Annotated in this window: 19 protein-coding genes; 13 read left to right on the top strand and 6 right to left on the bottom strand. The window is 56.6% G+C overall.

Annotation, left to right across the window (positions count from 1 at the left end; genetic code table 11):
- Positions 1-278: 278 nt before the first annotated feature.
- From CMO10_RS00240 to CMO10_RS00215, 6 genes are all read left to right on the top strand, one after another.
- Complete coding sequence (locus CMO10_RS00240) at positions 279-1,157, top strand: HpcH/HpaI aldolase/citrate lyase family protein (protein WP_297018261.1); 879 nt, start codon at positions 279-281, stop codon at positions 1,155-1,157.
- Between the two features lie 122 nt (positions 1,158-1,279).
- Positions 1,280-2,329 carry a MaoC family dehydratase gene (locus CMO10_RS00235; RefSeq protein WP_062956813.1) on the top strand — a complete coding sequence of 350 codons (1,050 nt, stop codon included), beginning with the start codon at positions 1,280-1,282 and terminating at the stop codon, positions 2,327-2,329.
- Between the two features lie 404 nt (positions 2,330-2,733).
- Positions 2,734-3,114, top strand: a complete 381-nt coding sequence (gene sdhC / locus CMO10_RS00230) for a succinate dehydrogenase, cytochrome b556 subunit (RefSeq protein ID WP_062956812.1) — start codon at positions 2,734-2,736, stop codon at positions 3,112-3,114.
- Between the two features lie 26 nt (positions 3,115-3,140).
- On the top strand, positions 3,141-3,524 hold the full coding sequence (sdhD, locus tag CMO10_RS00225; RefSeq protein ID WP_062956811.1) for a succinate dehydrogenase, hydrophobic membrane anchor protein: 384 nt from the start codon (positions 3,141-3,143) through the stop codon (positions 3,522-3,524).
- A gap of 4 nt (positions 3,525-3,528) precedes the next feature.
- Positions 3,529-5,325, top strand: coding sequence for a succinate dehydrogenase flavoprotein subunit (gene sdhA, locus CMO10_RS00220; RefSeq protein WP_297018258.1), 1,797 nt, complete (start codon positions 3,529-3,531; stop codon positions 5,323-5,325).
- 25 nt (positions 5,326-5,350) lie between these two features.
- Positions 5,351-6,133 carry a succinate dehydrogenase iron-sulfur subunit gene (locus CMO10_RS00215; RefSeq protein WP_297018256.1) on the top strand — a complete coding sequence of 261 codons (783 nt, stop codon included), beginning with the start codon at positions 5,351-5,353 and terminating at the stop codon, positions 6,131-6,133.
- A 105-nt stretch (positions 6,134-6,238) separates the two neighbouring features.
- On the opposite strand, the gene CMO10_RS00210 is transcribed toward CMO10_RS00215, so the two are convergent.
- Positions 6,239-6,583, bottom strand: a complete 345-nt coding sequence (locus CMO10_RS00210; protein WP_297018254.1) for a type II toxin-antitoxin system RelE/ParE family toxin — start codon at positions 6,581-6,583, stop codon at positions 6,239-6,241.
- Positions 6,573-6,842: a ribbon-helix-helix domain-containing protein gene (locus CMO10_RS00205; protein ID WP_297018252.1), complete on the bottom strand. Its 270-nt coding sequence runs from the start codon at positions 6,840-6,842 to the stop codon at positions 6,573-6,575. Before CMO10_RS00205 ends, CMO10_RS00210 begins: the two co-directional genes overlap by 11 nt.
- 262 nt (positions 6,843-7,104) lie before the next feature.
- Here CMO10_RS00205 and CMO10_RS00200 point away from each other — a divergent pair, with 262 nt between their 5' ends.
- Together CMO10_RS00200 and CMO10_RS00195 are read left to right on the top strand one after the other, a co-directional pair.
- Complete coding sequence (locus CMO10_RS00200; protein WP_297018250.1) at positions 7,105-7,785, top strand: tetratricopeptide repeat protein; 681 nt, start codon at positions 7,105-7,107, stop codon at positions 7,783-7,785.
- Between the two features lie 6 nt (positions 7,786-7,791).
- Positions 7,792-8,466, top strand: coding sequence for an HAD family hydrolase (locus CMO10_RS00195; RefSeq protein WP_297018247.1), 675 nt, complete (start codon positions 7,792-7,794; stop codon positions 8,464-8,466).
- A gap of 6 nt (positions 8,467-8,472) precedes the next feature.
- Here the strand turns inward: CMO10_RS00195 and CMO10_RS00190 are convergent, their stop codons facing one another.
- From CMO10_RS00190 to puuE, 4 genes are all read right to left on the bottom strand, one after another.
- Positions 8,473-8,979, bottom strand: coding sequence for an ureidoglycolate lyase (locus tag CMO10_RS00190; RefSeq protein WP_297018244.1), 507 nt, complete (start codon positions 8,977-8,979; stop codon positions 8,473-8,475).
- A gap of 12 nt (positions 8,980-8,991) precedes the next feature.
- A complete protein-coding gene (gene alc, locus CMO10_RS00185) occupies positions 8,992-10,008 on the bottom strand; it encodes an allantoicase (protein WP_297018241.1) in 1,017 nt (338 codons plus the stop codon).
- A 76-nt stretch (positions 10,009-10,084) separates the two neighbouring features.
- Positions 10,085-10,612, bottom strand: a complete 528-nt coding sequence (gene uraD, locus CMO10_RS00180) for a 2-oxo-4-hydroxy-4-carboxy-5-ureidoimidazoline decarboxylase (protein ID WP_297018237.1) — start codon at positions 10,610-10,612, stop codon at positions 10,085-10,087.
- Between the two features lie 38 nt (positions 10,613-10,650).
- Positions 10,651-11,565, bottom strand: a complete 915-nt coding sequence (gene puuE / locus CMO10_RS00175) for an allantoinase PuuE (protein WP_297018234.1) — start codon at positions 11,563-11,565, stop codon at positions 10,651-10,653.
- A 445-nt stretch (positions 11,566-12,010) separates the two neighbouring features.
- Here puuE and uraH point away from each other — a divergent pair, with 445 nt between their 5' ends.
- From uraH to CMO10_RS00150, 5 genes are all read left to right on the top strand, one after another.
- Positions 12,011-12,364 carry a hydroxyisourate hydrolase gene (gene uraH, locus CMO10_RS00170; protein ID WP_297018231.1) on the top strand — a complete coding sequence of 118 codons (354 nt, stop codon included), beginning with the start codon at positions 12,011-12,013 and terminating at the stop codon, positions 12,362-12,364.
- A gap of 8 nt (positions 12,365-12,372) precedes the next feature.
- Complete coding sequence (gene xdhA, locus CMO10_RS00165) at positions 12,373-13,869, top strand: xanthine dehydrogenase small subunit (protein ID WP_297018229.1); 1,497 nt, start codon at positions 12,373-12,375, stop codon at positions 13,867-13,869.
- Positions 13,862-16,258 (top strand): xanthine dehydrogenase molybdopterin binding subunit, encoded by a 2,397-nt coding sequence (gene xdhB, locus CMO10_RS00160; protein ID WP_297018226.1) that lies wholly within the window; start codon positions 13,862-13,864, stop codon positions 16,256-16,258. The genes xdhA and xdhB overlap by 8 nt, the downstream gene beginning before the upstream one ends.
- A 3-nt stretch (positions 16,259-16,261) precedes the next feature.
- On the top strand, positions 16,262-17,296 hold the full coding sequence (gene xdhC / locus CMO10_RS00155) for a xanthine dehydrogenase accessory protein XdhC (protein WP_297018223.1): 1,035 nt from the start codon (positions 16,262-16,264) through the stop codon (positions 17,294-17,296).
- Positions 17,297-17,406: 110 nt separating this feature from the next.
- Positions 17,407-17,880, top strand: coding sequence for a nucleoside deaminase (locus tag CMO10_RS00150; protein ID WP_200892690.1), 474 nt, complete (start codon positions 17,407-17,409; stop codon positions 17,878-17,880).
- The last annotated feature ends 14 nt before the right edge of the window (positions 17,881-17,894 follow it).

Here is a 17,894-nt window from a genome sequence, read left to right as displayed (position 1 = left end):
CAGGACACGGTGGTGGTGTTTCTCGCCAATGGCCGCGCGCTGAATGAGGTCCCATCAGTCACCAGCATGTTGATGACTGGATTGTTTGGAACGCCGGAATAGAGTTGCCTTCCAGCAGTGGCGCCATATTCTTCTGATTGGTGGATGATTCCCCTGCTGGCGGTTGGCTTGCTATGCCGCACCGCAAAAAGTGGCTTGCAGTGAAAAGCGAGTTTGGGTAATTTTCGTAAAAATAAATATCAAATATTGTACGAATATTATCAAACGGGAGATTCCTGATGGCTGCTGCCCCACGTCCGCGCCGCTCTGTTTTGTATATGCCGGGATCGAACGCCCGCGCCCTTGAGAAGGGCAGAAGCCTTCCGGCCGACGGGCTTATTCTGGATCTTGAGGATGCGCTGGCCCCCGACGCCAAGGATAGCGCGCGCGATCAGATTGTCAGTGCGCTGGCCGAGGGCGGCTATGGCAAACGCGAAATCCAGATCAGAACCAACGGCCTGAACACGCCGTGGGGCTATGCCGACATCGTCGCGGCATCCAAGACGTCAGCCGATGCCATCCTGCTGCCCAAGGTCGAAAGTGCCGATACGGTGCGACAGGTCGCCAATATCATGGAGGCCGAAGGCGCACATGCGGACATGACCATCTGGTGCATGATGGAAACCCCGCTTGCGATGCTCAATGCCAGGGAAATTGCCGGAGCGCATCCGCGTTTGGGCGGGTTTGTCATGGGGACGTCCGATCTTGCCAAGGATCTGAACTGTGCGCATACCCCGGACCGTTTGCCGATGGTGACCAGCCTTGGTCTTTGCCTGTTGGCGGCACGTGCTTATGGGCTTGCGATTCTTGATGGTGTGCATCTTGATCTGTCTGACGATGCCGGTTTTGAGGCGTCCTGCAAACAGGGGCGCGAGTTCGGCTTTGACGGCAAGACGCTTATTCATCCCAAAACCATTGCGGTGGCCAACGAAGCCTTTGCCCCGGCAGAGGGCGAAATTGAATGGGCGCGCAAGATCATAGCTGCGCACGAAGAAGCCAGTGCCGCCGGCAAGGGTGTTGTCGTGGTCGATGGCAAACTGATTGAAAATCTGCATGTGGTGTCGGCCAAGAAACTGGTCGCGATGGCAGATTTGATTGCAGAGATGGACGGGGCCTAAGCGCCTTCGTCGTCACCAGACAAAACGGTTCGCGCCGGGTAAAAATGGCTGCGTCAACGACAGCCAAAGCGGCGCGCATCGGCATTTCACAGAAAAACCGGCCTTTCAGGGGAGGCAGTCGCATGTCAAAGACCAATCCGGGCAATTATTTTGAGGATTTCCAGATCGGACAGGAAATCCGCCACGCCACACCACGCACGATCACCAGTGGTGACGTTGCGCTTTATACCGGGCTGTATGGCCCGCGCTTTGCCGTGCAGTCGTCTGACGAATTTGCCCAAAGCATCGGCTATAAGGCCGCCCCGGTAGATGATTTGCTGGCCTTTCACATGGTGTTTGGCAAGACGGTGCCCGATGTGTCGCTAAATGCGGTGGCCAATCTGGGCTATGCCGGGGGTGTGTTTGGTGTGCCGGTCTATCCCGGCGATACGGTCAGTTCGGTTTCCACCGTGACCGGGATCAAGGAAAATTCCAACGGCAAGACTGGCGTGGTGTATGTCAATTCCGTCGGGCGCAATCAGCGCGGCGAGATGGTGCTGGATTACAATCGCTGGGTCATGGTGCGCAAGCGCGATGAAAGCGCACCGGCCCCGGAAACCGTTTTGCCGGAATTGCCCGGTGTGGTCGCGCCCGAGGCCTTTCAGATCCCGGTCGGGCTGGATGTTTCAGGCTATTCAACCCAGCTTGCGGGATCACCCCATTGCTGGGATGACTATTATGTCGGCGAGAAGATTGATCATGTCGACGGCATGACCCTTGAAGAAGCCGAACATCAGATCGCAACCCGGCTTTATCAAAACACGGCCAAGGTCCATTTCGATCAGGTCGCGGCCAATGGCGGGCGGTTTGGCAAGCGCCTGATTTATGGCGGGCACATTATTTCGCTGTGCCGGGCGCTGTCGTTTAACGGGCTTGGCAACGCATTCAGGATTGCCGCGATCAATGCCGGGACGCATGCCAATCCGGCCTTTGCCGGGGATACGATTTTTGCGTGGTCGGAAGTCCTGGGCAAGTTTGAAGTGCCCGGTCGACGTGATCTGGGGGCACTTCGCCTGCGCCTTGTTGCGGTGCGCGATCGTCAGGCCAGTGACTTCCCGCTGAAGGACGCGGATGGCAAATATCAGTCTGATGTGCTGCTTGATTTCGACTACACGGTGCTGATCCCGCGCTGAACCGCGATAAATCACGGGGCGGCTTAACTTTTCGTTTGGCTGCGCCAAGGTAATTTCACCGCGCGCTCGGCCCCGATCTTGATCGGGTGGGGGCGCATTCATATGTGTTTGCAATAAATAAGACCCGATCCGCTGGCAGTTTCCTTGCGTAAGAAGGTCTAATTGTGCGATTGCTAAAAGCACGTTACGCCGTAAGTGAATGACCCGTGTCTTTCGCAGCACCCATCCCGCAGGGTGTTTACGGTGTCTGAGAGGTCAACCTACGTAGTTTAACGGAGGCAGTTGAGACGTTTTTGTCGCTGAAATCTTTGGTTTAAAAAGGGGTTCAGATTGACTCAAACCCGCTGCATGGGTAAATAAACCCTGCTTTCCCGCCAGCTACTTTGAGAAGAGGCATTTCCGCTATGAGCAAAGCCAATCGGCCGCTGTCTCCGCACTTGCAGGTGTACCGGCTTCCGATGACGGCAAAGATGTCCATCACATTCCGTGCGATGGGTGTCGGCCTTGCCATTGGTTTCGTATTTTTGGCGTCCTGGCTGATTGGTGCCGGCGCCGGTCGTGATGCTTTTGAAGGCTATCACGGATTTTTCACCTCGTGGTTTGGTCTGCTGCTGCTGTTCGGTTGGACAGCGGCGTTTTATTACCACGCTTGCAACGGTATCCGTCACCTTGTCTGGGATACCGGTCGCGGCCTGACGAATGAGGGTGCTGCCAAAGGCAACCCGATCGTCCTTGGCGCGGCAGTTGTGCTGACCATTCTCACCTGGATCATCGGTCTGGCCTAAGGCCGGGCAAGAGGGGACAACTTGTCATGAAGATGCAATCCGATCTGGGCCGTGTCCGCGGTCTCGGTTCTGCCAAAAGTGGCTCTTCGCACTGGTGGACCCAGCGCGTGACGGCTGCTGCAAACCTTCCGCTCGGCATCTGGTTCATTGTTTCGATTCTTGCCGGGCATACGGCAGATTACGATGCCGTCCAAGCCTGGCTGGGCTCGTACTTCCATTCGACCATGATGATCCTGTTGATCGTCAGCGTTGCCGTGCACTTCACGCATGGCCTGCAGGTCGTGATCGAAGACTATGTGCACAACCGTAAAGCAGAAATGATCTCGCTGATGCTGATCAAGGCTGTGGCAGCCTTCCTGTCTGTCGCTGCGATCATTTCAGTCCTGCGTATCGTTTTTGCCGGAGCCTGAGCCAATGAGTGAATCTTATAAAATTATCGACCATAACTACGACGTCGTTGTTATGGGTGCGGGTGGCGCGGGTTTGCGCGCGACACTGGGTACGGTTGAAGCCGGCCTGAAAACCGCATGTATTACCAAGGTCTTCCCGACCCGTTCGCACACCGTTGCTGCCCAGGGCGGTATCGGTGCGTCGCTTGGCAACATGTCCGAGGATCACTGGCAGTGGCATATGTATGACACCGTCAAGGGTTCGGACTGGCTNGGTGACCAGGACGCNATCGAATATATGTGCCGTAACGCCGTTCCGGCGGTTCATGAACTTGAACATTACGGNATGCCGTTCTCGCGTACCGAAGATGGCAAAATCTATCAGCGTCCGTTCGGTGGCCACACCCGTGANCACGGCAAGGCGCCGGTTGAACGTGCNTGTGCNGCNGCTGACCGTACCGGTCACGCCATGCTGCATACCCTCTATCAGCAGTGCCTGAAGCACAAAGCAGAATTCTTTGTCGAATATATCGCCCTTGATCTGATCATGGACGAAGACGGTTCGTGCAAAGGTCTGGTGGCCTGGGATCTTGATTCCGGTGAGTTGCACCGCTTCAACGCCAAGATGGTCATTCTGGCATCTGGTGGTTATGGCCGTGCGTTCTTCAGCTGCACCTCGGCGCATACCTGTACCGGTGACGGTCATGGCATGGTGGCCCGTGCAGGTCTTGGCCTGCAGGACATGGAATTCGTTCAGTTCCACCCGACCGGCATTTACGGTTCAGGCTGCCTGATCACCGAGGGTGCCCGTGGTGAAGGTGGTTATCTGACCAACTCCGAAGGCGAGCGTTTCATGGAACGTTATGCGCCGACCGTTAAGGACCTTGCATCGCGTGACGTTGTGTCGCGTGGTATGGCACAGGAAATCCGTGATGGTCGTGGTGTTGGCGAGCACGGCGAATACATCCACCTGCATCTTGAACATCTTGGTTCGGAAGTGCTGTGGGAACGTCTGCCGGGTATTACCGAAACCGCAAAAATCTTTGCCGGTGTTGATGCGACCAAGGAACCGATTCCGGTCCTGCCGACGGTCCATTACAACATGGGCGGTATCCCGACCAACTATAAGGGCGAGGTTCTGCGTCCGACGGCCAAAGACCCGAACGCAATCGTTCCGGGCCTGATGGCGGCTGGTGAAGCAGCCTGCGTTTCGGTCCATGGTGCAAACCGTCTGGGCACGAACTCGCTGCTCGACCTTGTTGTGTTTGGTCGTGCATGCGGTCTGCATGCGGCCGAAGTGGTCGATTCCAAGGCTTCCTTCAAGGAACTCAAAACCACCGATGGCGACGAAGCGATTGCACGCTTTGACCGTCTGCGCTGGGCCAAGGGTTCCCGTCCGACCGCGGATATCCGTCTGGAAATGCAGCGCGTCATGCAGGGCAACTGCGGCGTGTTCCGGACCTCGGAAATCCTCAAAGAGGGCAAGGACAAACTTTCTGAAACCGCCAAGACGCTTCCCGACGTCGGTGTTTCGGATCGCTCCCTCATCTGGAACTCGGACCTGGTCGAGACTCTCGAGCTTGAGAACCTCATGACCTGTGCCGCAGCAACCATGAATTCGGCAGAAGCGCGTCATGAATCGCGTGGTGCACATGCCCACGAAGATTTCCCGAAGCGTGATGACGAAACCTGGATGAAGCACACGATTGCGACGGTTGACACCGAGAAGGGCTATGGCGTTGATCTGACCTATCGTCCGGTCAATACCTTCACGCTCACCGATGAAGTGTCGTATATCGAGCCGAAAGAGCGCGTCTATTAAGGCGCGGCAAGAGAGGATTTGAGAGATGGTAGAATTCAATCTTCCCGCCAATTCGGTCGTCAAAGAGGGCAAAACGTTCTCTGCGCCGGCTGACGCGAAGAATGTCCGTTCGTTCAAGATTTACCGTTTTGATCCGGACAGTGGCGATAACCCGCGTACTGACACCTATGACATCGACCTGGATAAGTGCGGGCCGATGGTTCTCGACGCGCTGATCAAGATCAAGAACGAGATCGACGCGACCCTGACCTTCCGCCGTTCCTGCCGTGAAGGCATTTGCGGTTCGTGCGCGATGAACATCGATGGCCGTAACACGCTTGCGTGTCTGAAGCCGATCGATGACATCAAGGGCGAAGTCAAAATCTATCCGCTGCCGCATATGCCAGTCGTCAAGGATCTGGTGCCGGATCTGTCCCAGCCTTACGCACAGCTTGCCTCGATCGAGCCGTGGCTGAAGGCTGACAGCCCGACTCCGCCGGACGGCGAACGTCTGCAGTCGCGTGAAGAGCGCGCCAAGCTTGACGGTCTGTGGGAATGCATCCTGTGCTTCTCCTGCTCGACCGCGTGCCCGTCCTACTGGTGGAACTCGGACCGTTACCTCGGCCCGGCAGTTCTGCTGCAGGCATACCGTTGGCTGGCTGACTCGCGTGACGAATATACCGGTGAACGTCTCGATGCACTCGAAGATCCGTTCCGCCTGTATCGTTGCCACACGATCATGAACTGCACCAACACCTGCCCGAAAGGCCTGAACCCGGCCCTTGCGATCACCGAAATCAAAAAGATGATCGCAGAACGCCGCGCCTAAGCCGCAGGCTTGTTACTCTGATATTGGCGTTTAACGCCTGCTTGTTAAAGCCGCCGAGGATCAATGATCCCGGCGGCTTTTTCGTGCAGGTTTGGTCGTCGATGACTACTGAAGAAGCCGTGCCAGCATGTGCCGCACATGATCCTGGCTGCCAAAAAATATGGCGAGGATACGGACTGTCCTGTCGTCCTCGTTGATGTCAAACCAGACAATGGCACGGCCAAGCGTTACGTGGCGAAGTCCCGCCGCGATGGTGTCATGCAATGTGCCGCAATAAGGCGCATTTCCGAGTTTTTCGATGTCGTCGTGGATATCAATAAGCCGTTGTTGCGCATGTGAAGCCGCACTGTCGGAAGCTTCACCAAATTCGACATAGCTCTTAAACAGGAAGTCGAAAATCAGTTCAAAGTCACGTTCGGCATCCGCCGAATAGATGACCTCATAGGTCATGCGACGCACGCCTTTTGGCTGCTATCGCTGAAATCCGGTCTTTCATTTCTGTGCTTGAGACAAACTCGCCTTTGCGTCGCGCTGTAATGATCTGGCGCAGTGCCTCGGTCTCAAGGGACTCGGTTTCGGATTTATTGCGCAATAGTTCGAGACCTTGTTGAAGCACGGCACTGACACTGGGGTATTTGCCCTGCGCAACCAGCTCGCGGGCAAAGGCATTTTGGCTATCTGTCAGAGAAATAGACGACTTCACGGTCATGGGCAGCCTCCTTCATATCCTGAATGGTGCTACTCAGTAGTATTTATGTCAAGTTCGGGCTGCGATTTTGTCGTGCTTTGTTAATATCTGTCTTACGTAAAACCGCTACAGTGCTGTTCGGGTTTTCATCAAGCAGGGAACGTTCATCTTGCCCCAACGCTTTATTCCATCTGTTCGCGCTTTGGCCCCGTTTGCTGGTTTGGGTCTGTTGTTGGCTCTTGCCGCCTGCGGGGAAACCGGCCCGAAATGGGAAGCGCAGGATATGTTTGCAGCGCCCACCCAGGAAAAGGTCGATGATCGTTATCGGGCGATGATTGATTTCAAGGCGCTGGCGCGTGATGCGGCGGGCAAGGAATATGCCGCAGGACCCAATGCCACGGTGATCGGCGCGGTCGAGGAAGCAGTGGCGATGTGCCAGCAGGCAAATGCACAAGGCTGCAAGGCAGTAAGGGTAGGGCTGACCTGGGTGGATGGGCTGGATCAGCCATCGATTGAGAGCGTGATTTCATCCTATCGCGATACCATGACGGCTGAGGCCTATCAGGCCGCCGGTCAGGGCAATATGGGGGCGGCCAACTGGCTGGCCTATCATTATGCGGTACGCGGTGAGAATTTGCAGGAAGCCGAGCGCCTGTCAAAGCAGGCCCTGCAAGTTGCCCCGGATGATCCCGGCTCACTCGATACCTATGGCTTGATCCTCTATCGCCAGGGTCGTTATCAGGAAGCCGAGGAAGTATTCATTCGTGCCAATAAGGCGATGCCAACGGCTGAGCATATTGCGCATTTCGCCGATAATGCGCTGGCGATGGGCAAGACAGAAATGGCGCGTGCCGCCTATCAGCGCGCCCTTCAGGCCGGTGCCGGCCCGGTGCTTTCGCAGACCATTCAGAAACGTTTGCTTGCACTTGATCTCAATGGCGGGGCGGCGGCCCCGGCGCAATAAGCATTCATGATCGAACACATCATCTTTGATTGTGACGGGGTTCTGATCGATAGCGAGATTTTGTCGTTTGCTGTCGATGAGAAGCTGCTGCCCGACTACGGCGTCACGATCACGGCACGTGAACTGGCGCGCGATTTTGGTGGTGTGACATACGGCGAAATGATCGCAGCACTCAATGCTCAGTTTGGGGCGGAGATTGAAGCCGTTTCCTATCAGGAACGCTGTGAGGCCGAGCTGGCCCGGACCTTTGAAGCCGAATTGCGGGCGATTGCCGGTATTCCTGATCTTTTGCGCAATATTCCAAACCCGGTTGCGTTGGCGTCGGGCAGTGATCTGGCAAGATTGGATCAATGTTTGCGGCTGACCGATCTTGCGGGCTTTTTCGAAGATCGGGTGTTTTCCGCCGAGCAGGTCAAACGTGGCAAACCGGCACCGGATGTTTTCCTGTTGGCTGCAGAAACATGCGGCTGGTTGCCAGAGCAGTGTCTGGTGATTGAGGATAGTCCGTCAGGCGTGATTGCGGCGAAGGCAGCGGGCATGCAATCGGTCGGTTTTCTGGGCGGGGGGCATCGCAGTGAGCCGGATTCCGACATCCTGAGCGATGCCGGTGCGGGATATGTTGCAGGTAACAGCGCAGAGCTGCACGGTTACCTGCAAGAGCTTGGACTGATTTCGGGCTAGATCAGATCAGGCCCAATCAAGGGTGATGACTTCGCCATCGACCAAAGGCAGGTCGACCTCATTGAGGTTATTGCCCGGGCCTGTGCGATCAACGATCAGGAAGTCGCTGTCTTCTTCAAGGACGAGCAACGGGTGGTGCCAGACGTTTTTGGCGTAGGTCACGCCCTGCGTGCCATCACTTAGAAACGCGCGCAGGTCTTCGGGCTTGGGTGTTTCGCTGCCCGTGGCCACCACAATCAGGAACTTCTGGCCCGAGAGCGGGATGAAGGCCTGTGATCCCAGCGGGTGGCGTTCCATCATCCTGATTTCGATCGGCTTGGGCCGGGGGGTGCCGCGAAAGATGCTGATGATCGGGGCACCGCCCTCGTCGCCGACATCGACGCGCGAGATATCATGGAACCGGGTAGTGGTGCCCTGATTGATCTTGTAGCTATCGCGCGCGGTCGCGGTCGAGATGACCTCGCCAAAAGGTTCGAAGGCCTCTGGCGTCAGATATTCGATGGGAAGCTGCATCACTTGGCCCCGTTACTTCGTCGGTTTGCCAAGAATGCGCAAACGGCTAATGCCGCCATCGGGGATCGAGTTGACCCGAAGATGGGTGACCGGACCATTGACGTTAAGGGCGGATGCATCAAATTCGTGGATGTGGTCCGCCTGCATTTTGCTTTCAGGCAGGATGGTCGACCAGAACATCGAACGTGCGCGCAGCGACTTGTCCTTTTCACCATCAACAAATGCGCCCTGAATGGACACGCGGTCGGGATAGTTGCCCTTGAAGTGGCAGGTATCGACGATGATCTTTTCGATTTCGCCGGGATTGCCGAGCTCGACAATCAGCCATTCATTGCCAGGTTCACGACGACGACGGGTTTCCCAGCCATCCCCCATATTGACCCCGCGGCCGGGGGCCAGAATGGCGTTAGGGTTGCCGTAATGGGCATCGGACCAGTCCAGAACCACACCGCCATTGATCATCGCGGCCAGATCGACCTGTTCGCCCTTGGCGGCCATTTCAGTCCAGTCGCGGTTCGGGCGACCATAAACGCGCAGACGCGCCACGCCGCCATCCGGGTAAATGTGCAGACGGACGTGGGTATAGATCGCATCTGAGGTCACATCGGCATAATGATGCGCGCTGGCGCCAAGGCCCATGGGGGTAACGATTTCGTCCCACTTGGCATCATCTGCCGGATCACCATCCGGGCAATAGCAGCCTTCAAGCGATGCCGCCGGCGGGAAGTTGCCGGTGAAGTGGCTGGTATCGATATCAACACCGTAAATCCGGCCCGAGGTCGCGAGGCGGACAACACAGTAATCATGGCCTTCGACACGTTTGCGGCGGCTTTCCCAGCCATCCATCCATTTGCCGTGATCGTCATAGCGATCCGGGTAAAACACCGCGTCAGCGGTTTGCAGCATGCGCTGCTTGTCGGCGAAGAAATCGTCGGTCGCAAAGATTGCCTCTGCGCCCAGACGTTCGTCGGCCAGATTGACAAAGCGCCGTGCAAATTCCGGTGCGTCGGTGTTTTCCTGATGGCTCATGGTCGTATTATCCTGAAATAGTCGTTTATTATTTGGCGTTCGTCATTGTTCACCGGACCGGGTGCTGTGGTTGATCCTACAGCGCTTCGAGCCGCAATTTGGCAATGCGGTGAACCTGTGCGATCGCCTCGTTGAATTCGGTTTCGGTATCGTTTTTCACGCGGCGCTCAAACGCATCGAGAATATCGGTGCGATGGAAGCCCTTGACCGCAAAGATGAACGGAAAACCGAACTTCTGTTTATAGAGGTCATTGAGTTCGGTAAAGCGGGCAAGTTCATAAGGCGTGCATTGATCAAGGCCGGCACCCTTTTGCTCGTTTTGAGATGACTCGGTCAAATCAGCCAGCGCAAGCTTGCCCGCAAGATCCGGATGGGCGCGCAGAAGCGAGAGTTTATCTTCATCAACCGCACCGTTGACGATGGCCGCCATGGCATCGGCAAGGGACGCAGGGGTGTCGAGATCATCGGTAATGCCGCGCGCATAAAGCTGATGGGCAACCCACGGCGAATGTTCGTAAACCCAGCCATAGAGCGAGACAAACGCGCTTTCGGCGAGCGTGCTTGGCGGGCGGGTTTCAAACAGGGACTGATTGGTTTCTGTCATATCGACCTTGTGTTTCTTGACCAGGCTGAGCTGCTGTCTTAGCCACCAAACGGGTGATGTTCGCGCCAGTGGCGCGCAATATCAATGCGCCGCGCAAACCAGACATTATCGTGGCTTTGGACATAATCGACAAAGCGCTTGAGGGCTGCGAACCGGCCCGGACGCCCGACGAGACGGCAATGCAGGCCGATCGACATCATGCGCGGGGTTTCGGTCCCTTCTTCATAAAGGGTGTCGAAGCTGTCCTTGAGATACTGGAAATACTGTTCACCGGAATTGAAGCCCTGCATGGCGGCAAAGCGCATGTCATTGGCATCAAGGGTGTAGGGCACGATCAGGTGCGGGGTTTCCGTCTGGGTGCTCCAGAACGGTAGTTCGTCACTGTAATCATCGGCGTCATACAAGAAACCGCCTTCCTCTGCCACCAGACGGCGGGTGTTGGGGCTGGTGCGTCCGGTATACCATCCAAGCGGGCGAACGCCTGTGACGTCCTTGATGATCTCGATCGCCTTGTGAAGATGTTCGCGTTCCTGATCCTCGGCCATGTATTGGTAATCAATCCAGCGATAACCGTGCGAGCAAATCTCGTGACCGTCCTTCATCGCGACTTCGCCGACGCGCGGGTGGCGGGCCAGCGCCATGGCGACGGCAAAGATGGTGATCGGGATCTGACGTTCGCGGAACAGGTTCAGGATCCGCCAGACACCAACGCGCGAGCCATATTCATAGATCGACTCCATGCTCATATGGCGGACACCTTCGCGCATGTCGGCACCGATCATTTCCGACAGGAAGGCCTCGGACGCGCGATCGCCATGGAGGATGCAGTTTTCGCCGCCTTCTTCGTAGTTCAACACGAACTGAACAGCGACGCGCGCCTTGTTCGGCCAGTTGGCCTTGGGCGGGTTTTCACCGTAACCAATCAAATCACGCGCATATGTCTGGTCGTTCATGCGAACCTTCTCCTGAATTCTGTGGGACTGAACCCGTACGCCCGGCTTTGTTGTCGGGCCCGTTTGGTGTAGCATTAACCATCGGCCGCAGCGCAGCAAGAAAGAAACCTGTGCGTGGCGGGCCAAAGACGTGCCGCACTATCAAGGCTGTTTTGATAATGTTCCTGGACGGGATCAGATTAGTGCCGCGTTATTCGCGGTCTATCAAGGCGTTTCGCCTGTGTTTGCGTTCATAGTGCCTGAAACTGTTGTTTTCGTTTTTCAAAGATTTGTTGATATAGTTTCACTTTATCCCCTCTTTCCCGAGGGTGGGTCCTAATGCGACCCTTTTTAAATCGCTTAAAAAATGGTTCGGCACAAAAACACAAACAGAATGCCGACCACGGGGAGAAGCGAGAGACCACCGAAAAGAATAGAGATCGTACATTCAGAGAGGAGGCCCGGCATGGGACGACTGACCACCCATGTACTGGATACGGCAAAAGGCTGCCCGGCTGCCGGAATCCGCATTGAGCTGCATCGCTTTGGCAATGGCCATGACGACATGGTTGCCGAAGCCGTGACCAATGCAGATGGCCGCACCGATGGGCCGATGCTGGAAGGTGCCTCTTTCAAACCGGGTCAGTATCAGCTTGTTTTTTATGCCGGCGATTATTTCGATGCCAGTGGCGCGGAGCTTCCCGAGCCGAAATTCCTGGATCAGGTCGTGATCCGTTTCGGCATTTCCGATGGGCAGGCGCATTATCATGTGCCGCTGTTGCTGTCGCCGTTCGGCTATTCCACTTATCGCGGCAGCTGAGGTCAGACATGGCAAGTGCGACCGGATCCTTCCGTTCTGATATCCGTTTTCTGCTTGGCGACGAGGAACGCAGCCTGCGGGGTGTTGATCCGCAGATGACGGTTCTTGAATATCTGCGCCTGTCCGAGCGCAAGGCGGGAACGAAGGAAGGCTGCGCGGAGGGTGATTGCGGGGCCTGCACGGTGGTGCTGGGCGAACCCGATGGCAAAGGCGGAATGGCGTATCGCACGGTCAATGCCTGCATCCAGTTTGTGCCGACCCTTGATGGCAAGCAGCTTCTGACCGTCGAACACCTTAAATCCAAGGATGGCAGCCTGCATCCGGTGCAGCAGGCGATGGTTGATACCCACGGGTCGCAATGCGGTTTTTGTACGCCGGGCTTTGTCATGAGCCTGTATCAGCTGTGGCTGGATGGTGGTGAGGATGACCGGGGGGCGATCAATGATGCCCTGGCGGGGAACCTGTGCCGCTGCACCGGCTATGGCCCGATTATCGAGGCCGTCCGCAAGGCAGGTGGCGTTGCCGCCAATGACAGTGGCGAACAAAAACGCCGGGCTGATATTGCTGCCAAGCTGACTGCGATGGTTGAGGGTGAGGGCACGCTGGCACTCGAACATCCCGCCGGGCGGTATTTTGCACCGCGCACGTCGGATGAATTGGCCGCCCTTTTGGTGGCGCACCCGGATGCCACGGTTCTGGCCGGGGGTACGGATGTCGGGCTTTGGGTGACCAAGATGCTCAAGCGTCTCGATCCGATCATTTACATTGGTGATGTTGCCGATCTGAAATCGGTCACCGAGACCGACGATGCCTTGGTGATTGGCGCTGGTGTGACCTATAGCCGGGCGCATGATGCGCTGGGTCGGGTGGCAAGTGATGTTGGTGAATTGGTGCGCCGGATCGGATCGCGGCAAATCCGCAATGCTGGCACCGTGGGCGGGAATATTGCCAACGGATCGCCGATTGGCGATACGCCACCGGCCCTGATTGCGCTGGGAGCAAAAATTGTGCTGCGCATGGGGAATGTCCGGCGTGAAGTGCCGCTGGAAGACTTCTTTATCACCTATGGCAAGCAGGACCGCCATCCGGGCGAGTTTGTCGAAAGTGTCGTCGTGCCCAAACCAAAAACTGGATTGGTGTTCAAGGCCTATAAAATCTCCAAACGTTTTGATCAGGATATCACCGCCGTTTTGGGTGCCTTTGCCATCAAGGTTGATGAGGACGGCAAGGTTTCCGAGTTCCGCGCGGCCTTTGGTGGTATGGCCGGCACCCCGATGCGGGCGAAAAAATGCGAAGCGGCCCTGATCGGCAAGGATTGGGATGAGGTGAACCTCAATGCCGCGCAACTGGCACTGGCAAGCGAGTTTTCCCCGATGAGCGATATGCGCGCATCGAAGGAATATCGCATGCTGGTGGCGCAAAACCTTTTGACCAAGCTGTTTATCGAAACCAGCGCGCCCGATATTGCCACCCGCCTTGTTGGCAAGGAGGCCGCGCATGTCTGATCAAGCCATGAAAGCCGATAAGGACGAGGTCATTGCACCGACCGCCGGATTAAGCGGGGGTGTCAGATCAAGCTCCAAACATGATAGCGGCCCGAAGCATGTGGCGGGTGAGGCGGTCTATATTGATGACATCAATGAGCCGTTTGGAACCCTTCATCTTGCACCGGGTGCCTCGAACATTGCGCATGGCAAGATTACCAAGCTGGACCTGTCGAAGGTTCGTTCGGCCCCGGGTGTGGTTTGCGTTTTGACCGCTGATGATATTCCCGGCGTGAATGATGTTTCGCCGGCCCACACCCATGATGAGCCGGTCCTGCCCGATGGCATCGTGCAGTTTTATGGCCAGCCGGTCTTTTGTGTCGCGGCAGAAACCCGCGCGCAAGCCCGTGCGGCCGCCCAACTGGCCGAGATCGAATATGAAGAACTGCCAGCTGTCCTTGATGTGGTCGAGGCACTGGAAAAGCAACTTTTCGTCGCACCGCCACATGTCATGAAGCAGGGCGATGCCAAATCGGCGCTTGCGCGTGCCAAGCATCGCCATTCGGGGCGGATGGAAATTGGCGGGCAGGATCATTTCTATCTTGAAGGCCATATCAGCTTTGCCATTCCGGGCGAGGATGGTGAGGTGTTGCTGCATTGCTCCACCCAGCATCCATCGGAAGTGCAGCACAATATTGCCAATGTGCTGGGCCGTCCGGCCAATGCGGTCACGGTTGAAGTGCGCCGCATGGGCGGTGGCTTTGGCGGCAAGGAAACGCAGGCGATGCAATGGGCGGCCCTTGCGGCCATTGTTGCGACCAAAACCGGTCGTCCGGCCAAGTTCCGACTGGATCGTGATGACGACATGGTGATGACCGGCAAGCGTCATGATTTCATTGTCGATTACGATGTCGGTTTTGATGATGACGGGCGGATTTGCGGGCTGGATATCCAGTATGCCGCCAATTGCGGTTTTTCGGCCGATTTGTCAGCCGCGATTGCCGACCGTGCAATGTTCCATACTGACAATGCCTATTACCTTGGCGATGTCGAAATCCGGTCCTATCGTTGCAAAACCAATCTTGTGTCCAACACGGCGTTTCGTGGATTTGGCGGGCCGCAGGGGATGGTTGCGATTGAGCGTATCATTGATGAAATCGCAATGACCGTTGGGCGCGATCCGATGGATGTGCGCATTGCCAACTATTACGGCGGCAAGGGGCGCGATACGACGCCGTACCACATGGTGGTCGAGGATAATGTCCTTTCGGAGCTGACCGACGATATCCTGAACGCCAGCGACTATCGCAAGCGCCGCGAAGAGATCACCGCGTTTAATGCTGAAAGCCCGGTTCTGAAGAAGGGCATGTCGCTGACGCCGGTGAAGTTCGGGATTTCCTTTACCACGACGTTCCTTAATCAGGCGGGTGCGCTGATCCATGTGTATCAGGATGGCTCGGTGCATCTGAACCATGGTGGGACGGAAATGGGGCAGGGCCTGTTTATCAAGGTCGCCCAGGTCGTTGCCGAGGAATTCCAGATCGATCTTGATCAGATCAAGATCACGCCGACCAACACGGGCAAGGTGCCCAACACATCGGCAACCGCGGCCTCAAGCGGGGCGGATATGAACGGCATGGCCGCGCGCGATGCGGCGATGACGATCAAGAACCGCCTGATTGCCTTTGCGGCCGAGAAATACGGTGTTGCCGAGAGTGCCGTGCGCTTTGTGCCGGGCAAGGTCATTGTCGGCGACAAGGAAGAGCTGGCCTTTGCCGATCTGATCAAGCAGGCTTATCTCGCGCGTGTGTCGCTGTCGGCGACCGGCTATTACGCGACGCCGAAAATCCATTATGACCGCGAAAGCGCGTCCGGCCGGCCGTTTTATTACTTTGCCTATGGCATGGCCTGTTCCGAAGTTTTGATTGATACCCTGACCGGCGAATACAAGGTGACGCGGGTTGATATCATTCATGATGTCGGGCGGTCATTGAACCCGGCGATTGACCTTGGCCAGATTGAAGGCGGCTTCATTCAGGGCATGGGTTGGCTAACCTCCGAAGAACTGTGGTGGGATGACAAGGGCAGCCTGCGCACCCATGCGCCGTCGACCTATAAAATCCCGGCATGTTCTGATCGGCCGGAAGATTTCCGATTGGAACTTTGGTCGTCCGGACGAAATGTTGAAAAAACCATCCATCGTTCAAAGGCGGTTGGTGAACCGCCCTTGATGCTGGCGATTTCGGTGCATCGTGCGATTGCCGATGCGGTGGCATCGGTGACGAACCACAAGATCGTCCCGGCCCTGGATACCCCGGCAACGCCCGAGGCGGTTTTGCATGCGGTTGCCGATTGTGCCAAGCGCATGATCGAGAGGGTTCACACCACGCAATCGATGGCGGGGGAATAGATCATGGCCCTGTCGCGCAGTGATCATATCAGGCTTCTGTCCCAACCGGGTCCGGTGATGCTGGTCAGTGTGGCGGCCATTCGCGGGTCGACGCCGCGCGAAGTGGGTGCCTTCATGCTGATTACGCCCGATGCCATTTCCGGCACGATTGGCGGTGGAAATCTTGAGCATCAGGTGACGCGGCGCGTCCGAGAAGGACTGGACGCCGGGGTCGATACCCTGCCGCTTGCCGAGATCGTGCGTTTTCCGCTCGGCCCGGGGCTTGGGCAATGTTGCGGTGGCTCGGTCGAGGTTGGTTTTCATCTGTTGCGCGGGGTTGCGAAAGAAACGCTGCGCACGGTGTTGCAAGAAATTGAAACTGCGCCGGTCCGTTCCGATGGCCACTGGGTCACCATGCCGACCGATTGCAGCGAGATCGCGCGGGTGAGTGGTGCGCATGCCAAGATGCTTGCGGGTAGTTTCGGGGCCGCACGCGGCGGGATTGTATCGCTGAACGGGGTGGAAACGCTTTGTTTGCGCCTTGATGATGCACGCACTCCGATGTGGATTTTTGGTGCCGGGCATGTTGGCAAGGCAGTTGTGCAGGCCTTGGCGCCGCTTCCGTTTGATATTCGCCTGATCGATTCGCGCGACGAGTTTTTGGCCGGTGTTGAGGGCGAAAATGTTCAGGTATGTCAAAGTGATAAGCCTGAAGCCGAGGTCGCCGATATTCCGGCCGGGGCTCATGTTTTGATCCTGACGCATAACCATGCGCTTGATTTCGAGATCTGCCGGGCGGCTTTGGTGCGGGATGATCTTGGTTTTGTTGGCATGATCGGAAGCCAAACCAAGCGTGCACGCTTCATCCGACGTCTTTCTGATCGGGGGTTGAGTGCGGTTGAAATCGGTCGTCTGACCACTCCGATTGGAATTCAAGGCATTACCGGCAAACAGCCGGTGGTGATCGCGGCATCGGTTGCCGCACAGGTGCTGTCCGTGCGTGAAGCACAGATGGCACATACACAAACGCCCAAATCCGCATCAGACGGGGTGGGTTGAGTGAAACACCTTCATTGAAGGTGGCATTAATGATAAAGGGCCGCGCAATGACGGCCTGATCAGGCGGTTCGGGAAACCGGGCCGGAGGTTTCGTAGAGGAGAGTTTGGCTGTGTGTGATGCCAAGGGCCATATGCGCCATGCCGTGGATTTGTCGCGGCAAAAGATGGATGAGGGATGCGGTGGACCGTTCGGGGCAATCATTGTTCGCAATGGCGAAGTGATTGCCGAAGGATGGAACAATGTCACATCCCAGAACGACCCGACTGCCCATGCCGAGGTCAGCGCCATTCGTGCCGCCTGCGCGAAGTTGGGCACGTTCAATCTGTCGGGGTGTGAAATCTATACCAGTTGCGAACCTTGCCCGATGTGCCTGTCTGCGATCTATTGGGCCCGCTTGGACAAGATCTATTACGCCAATGGTCGCGAAGATGCCGCTGCCATCGGGTTTGATGATCAGTTCCTTTATGATGAGGTGGCAAAGCCGATCGAAGAGCGGTCCTTGCCGATTATTCATGTCGATTTGCCCGAGGCGCGCGAAGTGTTTGCCGCCTGGGATCTCAAAACCGACAAGATCGCTTATTGAGACCGTTTGATTGC

This window comes from Thalassospira sp. (assembly GCF_002709775.1).
Taxonomy (GTDB): domain Bacteria; phylum Pseudomonadota; class Alphaproteobacteria; order Rhodospirillales; family Thalassospiraceae; genus Thalassospira.
The sequence above is the reverse complement of the archived record's forward strand: the minus strand, read 5'-3'. Positions and strand labels throughout refer to the sequence as shown.

What these genes read in the sequence shown, in the direction of transcription:
- CMO10_RS00240 (WP_297018261.1), top strand. Translation starts at nt 279, where the DNA reads ATGGCTGCTGCCCCACGTCCGCGCCGCTCTGTTTTGTATATGCCGGGA.
- CMO10_RS00235 (WP_062956813.1), top strand. Translation starts at nt 1,280, where the DNA reads ATGTCAAAGACCAATCCGGGCAATTATTTTGAGGATTTCCAGATCGGA.
- sdhC (WP_062956812.1), top strand. Translation starts at nt 2,734, where the DNA reads ATGAGCAAAGCCAATCGGCCGCTGTCTCCGCACTTGCAGGTGTACCGG.
- sdhD (WP_062956811.1), top strand. Translation starts at nt 3,141, where the DNA reads ATGAAGATGCAATCCGATCTGGGCCGTGTCCGCGGTCTCGGTTCTGCC.
- CMO10_RS00215 (WP_297018256.1), top strand. Translation starts at nt 5,351, where the DNA reads ATGGTAGAATTCAATCTTCCCGCCAATTCGGTCGTCAAAGAGGGCAAA.
- CMO10_RS00210 (WP_297018254.1), bottom strand. Translation starts at nt 6,583, where the DNA reads ATGACCTATGAGGTCATCTATTCGGCGGATGCCGAACGTGACTTTGAA.
- CMO10_RS00205 (WP_297018252.1), bottom strand. Translation starts at nt 6,842, where the DNA reads ATGACCGTGAAGTCGTCTATTTCTCTGACAGATAGCCAAAATGCCTTT.
- CMO10_RS00200 (WP_297018250.1), top strand. Translation starts at nt 7,105, where the DNA reads ATGTTTGCAGCGCCCACCCAGGAAAAGGTCGATGATCGTTATCGGGCG.
- CMO10_RS00195 (WP_297018247.1), top strand. Translation starts at nt 7,792, where the DNA reads ATGATCGAACACATCATCTTTGATTGTGACGGGGTTCTGATCGATAGC.
- CMO10_RS00190 (WP_297018244.1), bottom strand. Translation starts at nt 8,979, where the DNA reads ATGCAGCTTCCCATCGAATATCTGACGCCAGAGGCCTTCGAACCTTTT.
- alc (WP_297018241.1), bottom strand. Translation starts at nt 10,008, where the DNA reads ATGAGCCATCAGGAAAACACCGACGCACCGGAATTTGCACGGCGCTTT.
- uraD (WP_297018237.1), bottom strand. Translation starts at nt 10,612, where the DNA reads ATGACAGAAACCAATCAGTCCCTGTTTGAAACCCGCCCGCCAAGCACG.
- puuE (WP_297018234.1), bottom strand. Translation starts at nt 11,565, where the DNA reads ATGAACGACCAGACATATGCGCGTGATTTGATTGGTTACGGTGAAAAC.
- uraH (WP_297018231.1), top strand. Translation starts at nt 12,011, where the DNA reads ATGGGACGACTGACCACCCATGTACTGGATACGGCAAAAGGCTGCCCG.
- xdhA (WP_297018229.1), top strand. Translation starts at nt 12,373, where the DNA reads ATGGCAAGTGCGACCGGATCCTTCCGTTCTGATATCCGTTTTCTGCTT.
- xdhB (WP_297018226.1), top strand. Translation starts at nt 13,862, where the DNA reads ATGTCTGATCAAGCCATGAAAGCCGATAAGGACGAGGTCATTGCACCG.
- xdhC (WP_297018223.1), top strand. Translation starts at nt 16,262, where the DNA reads ATGGCCCTGTCGCGCAGTGATCATATCAGGCTTCTGTCCCAACCGGGT.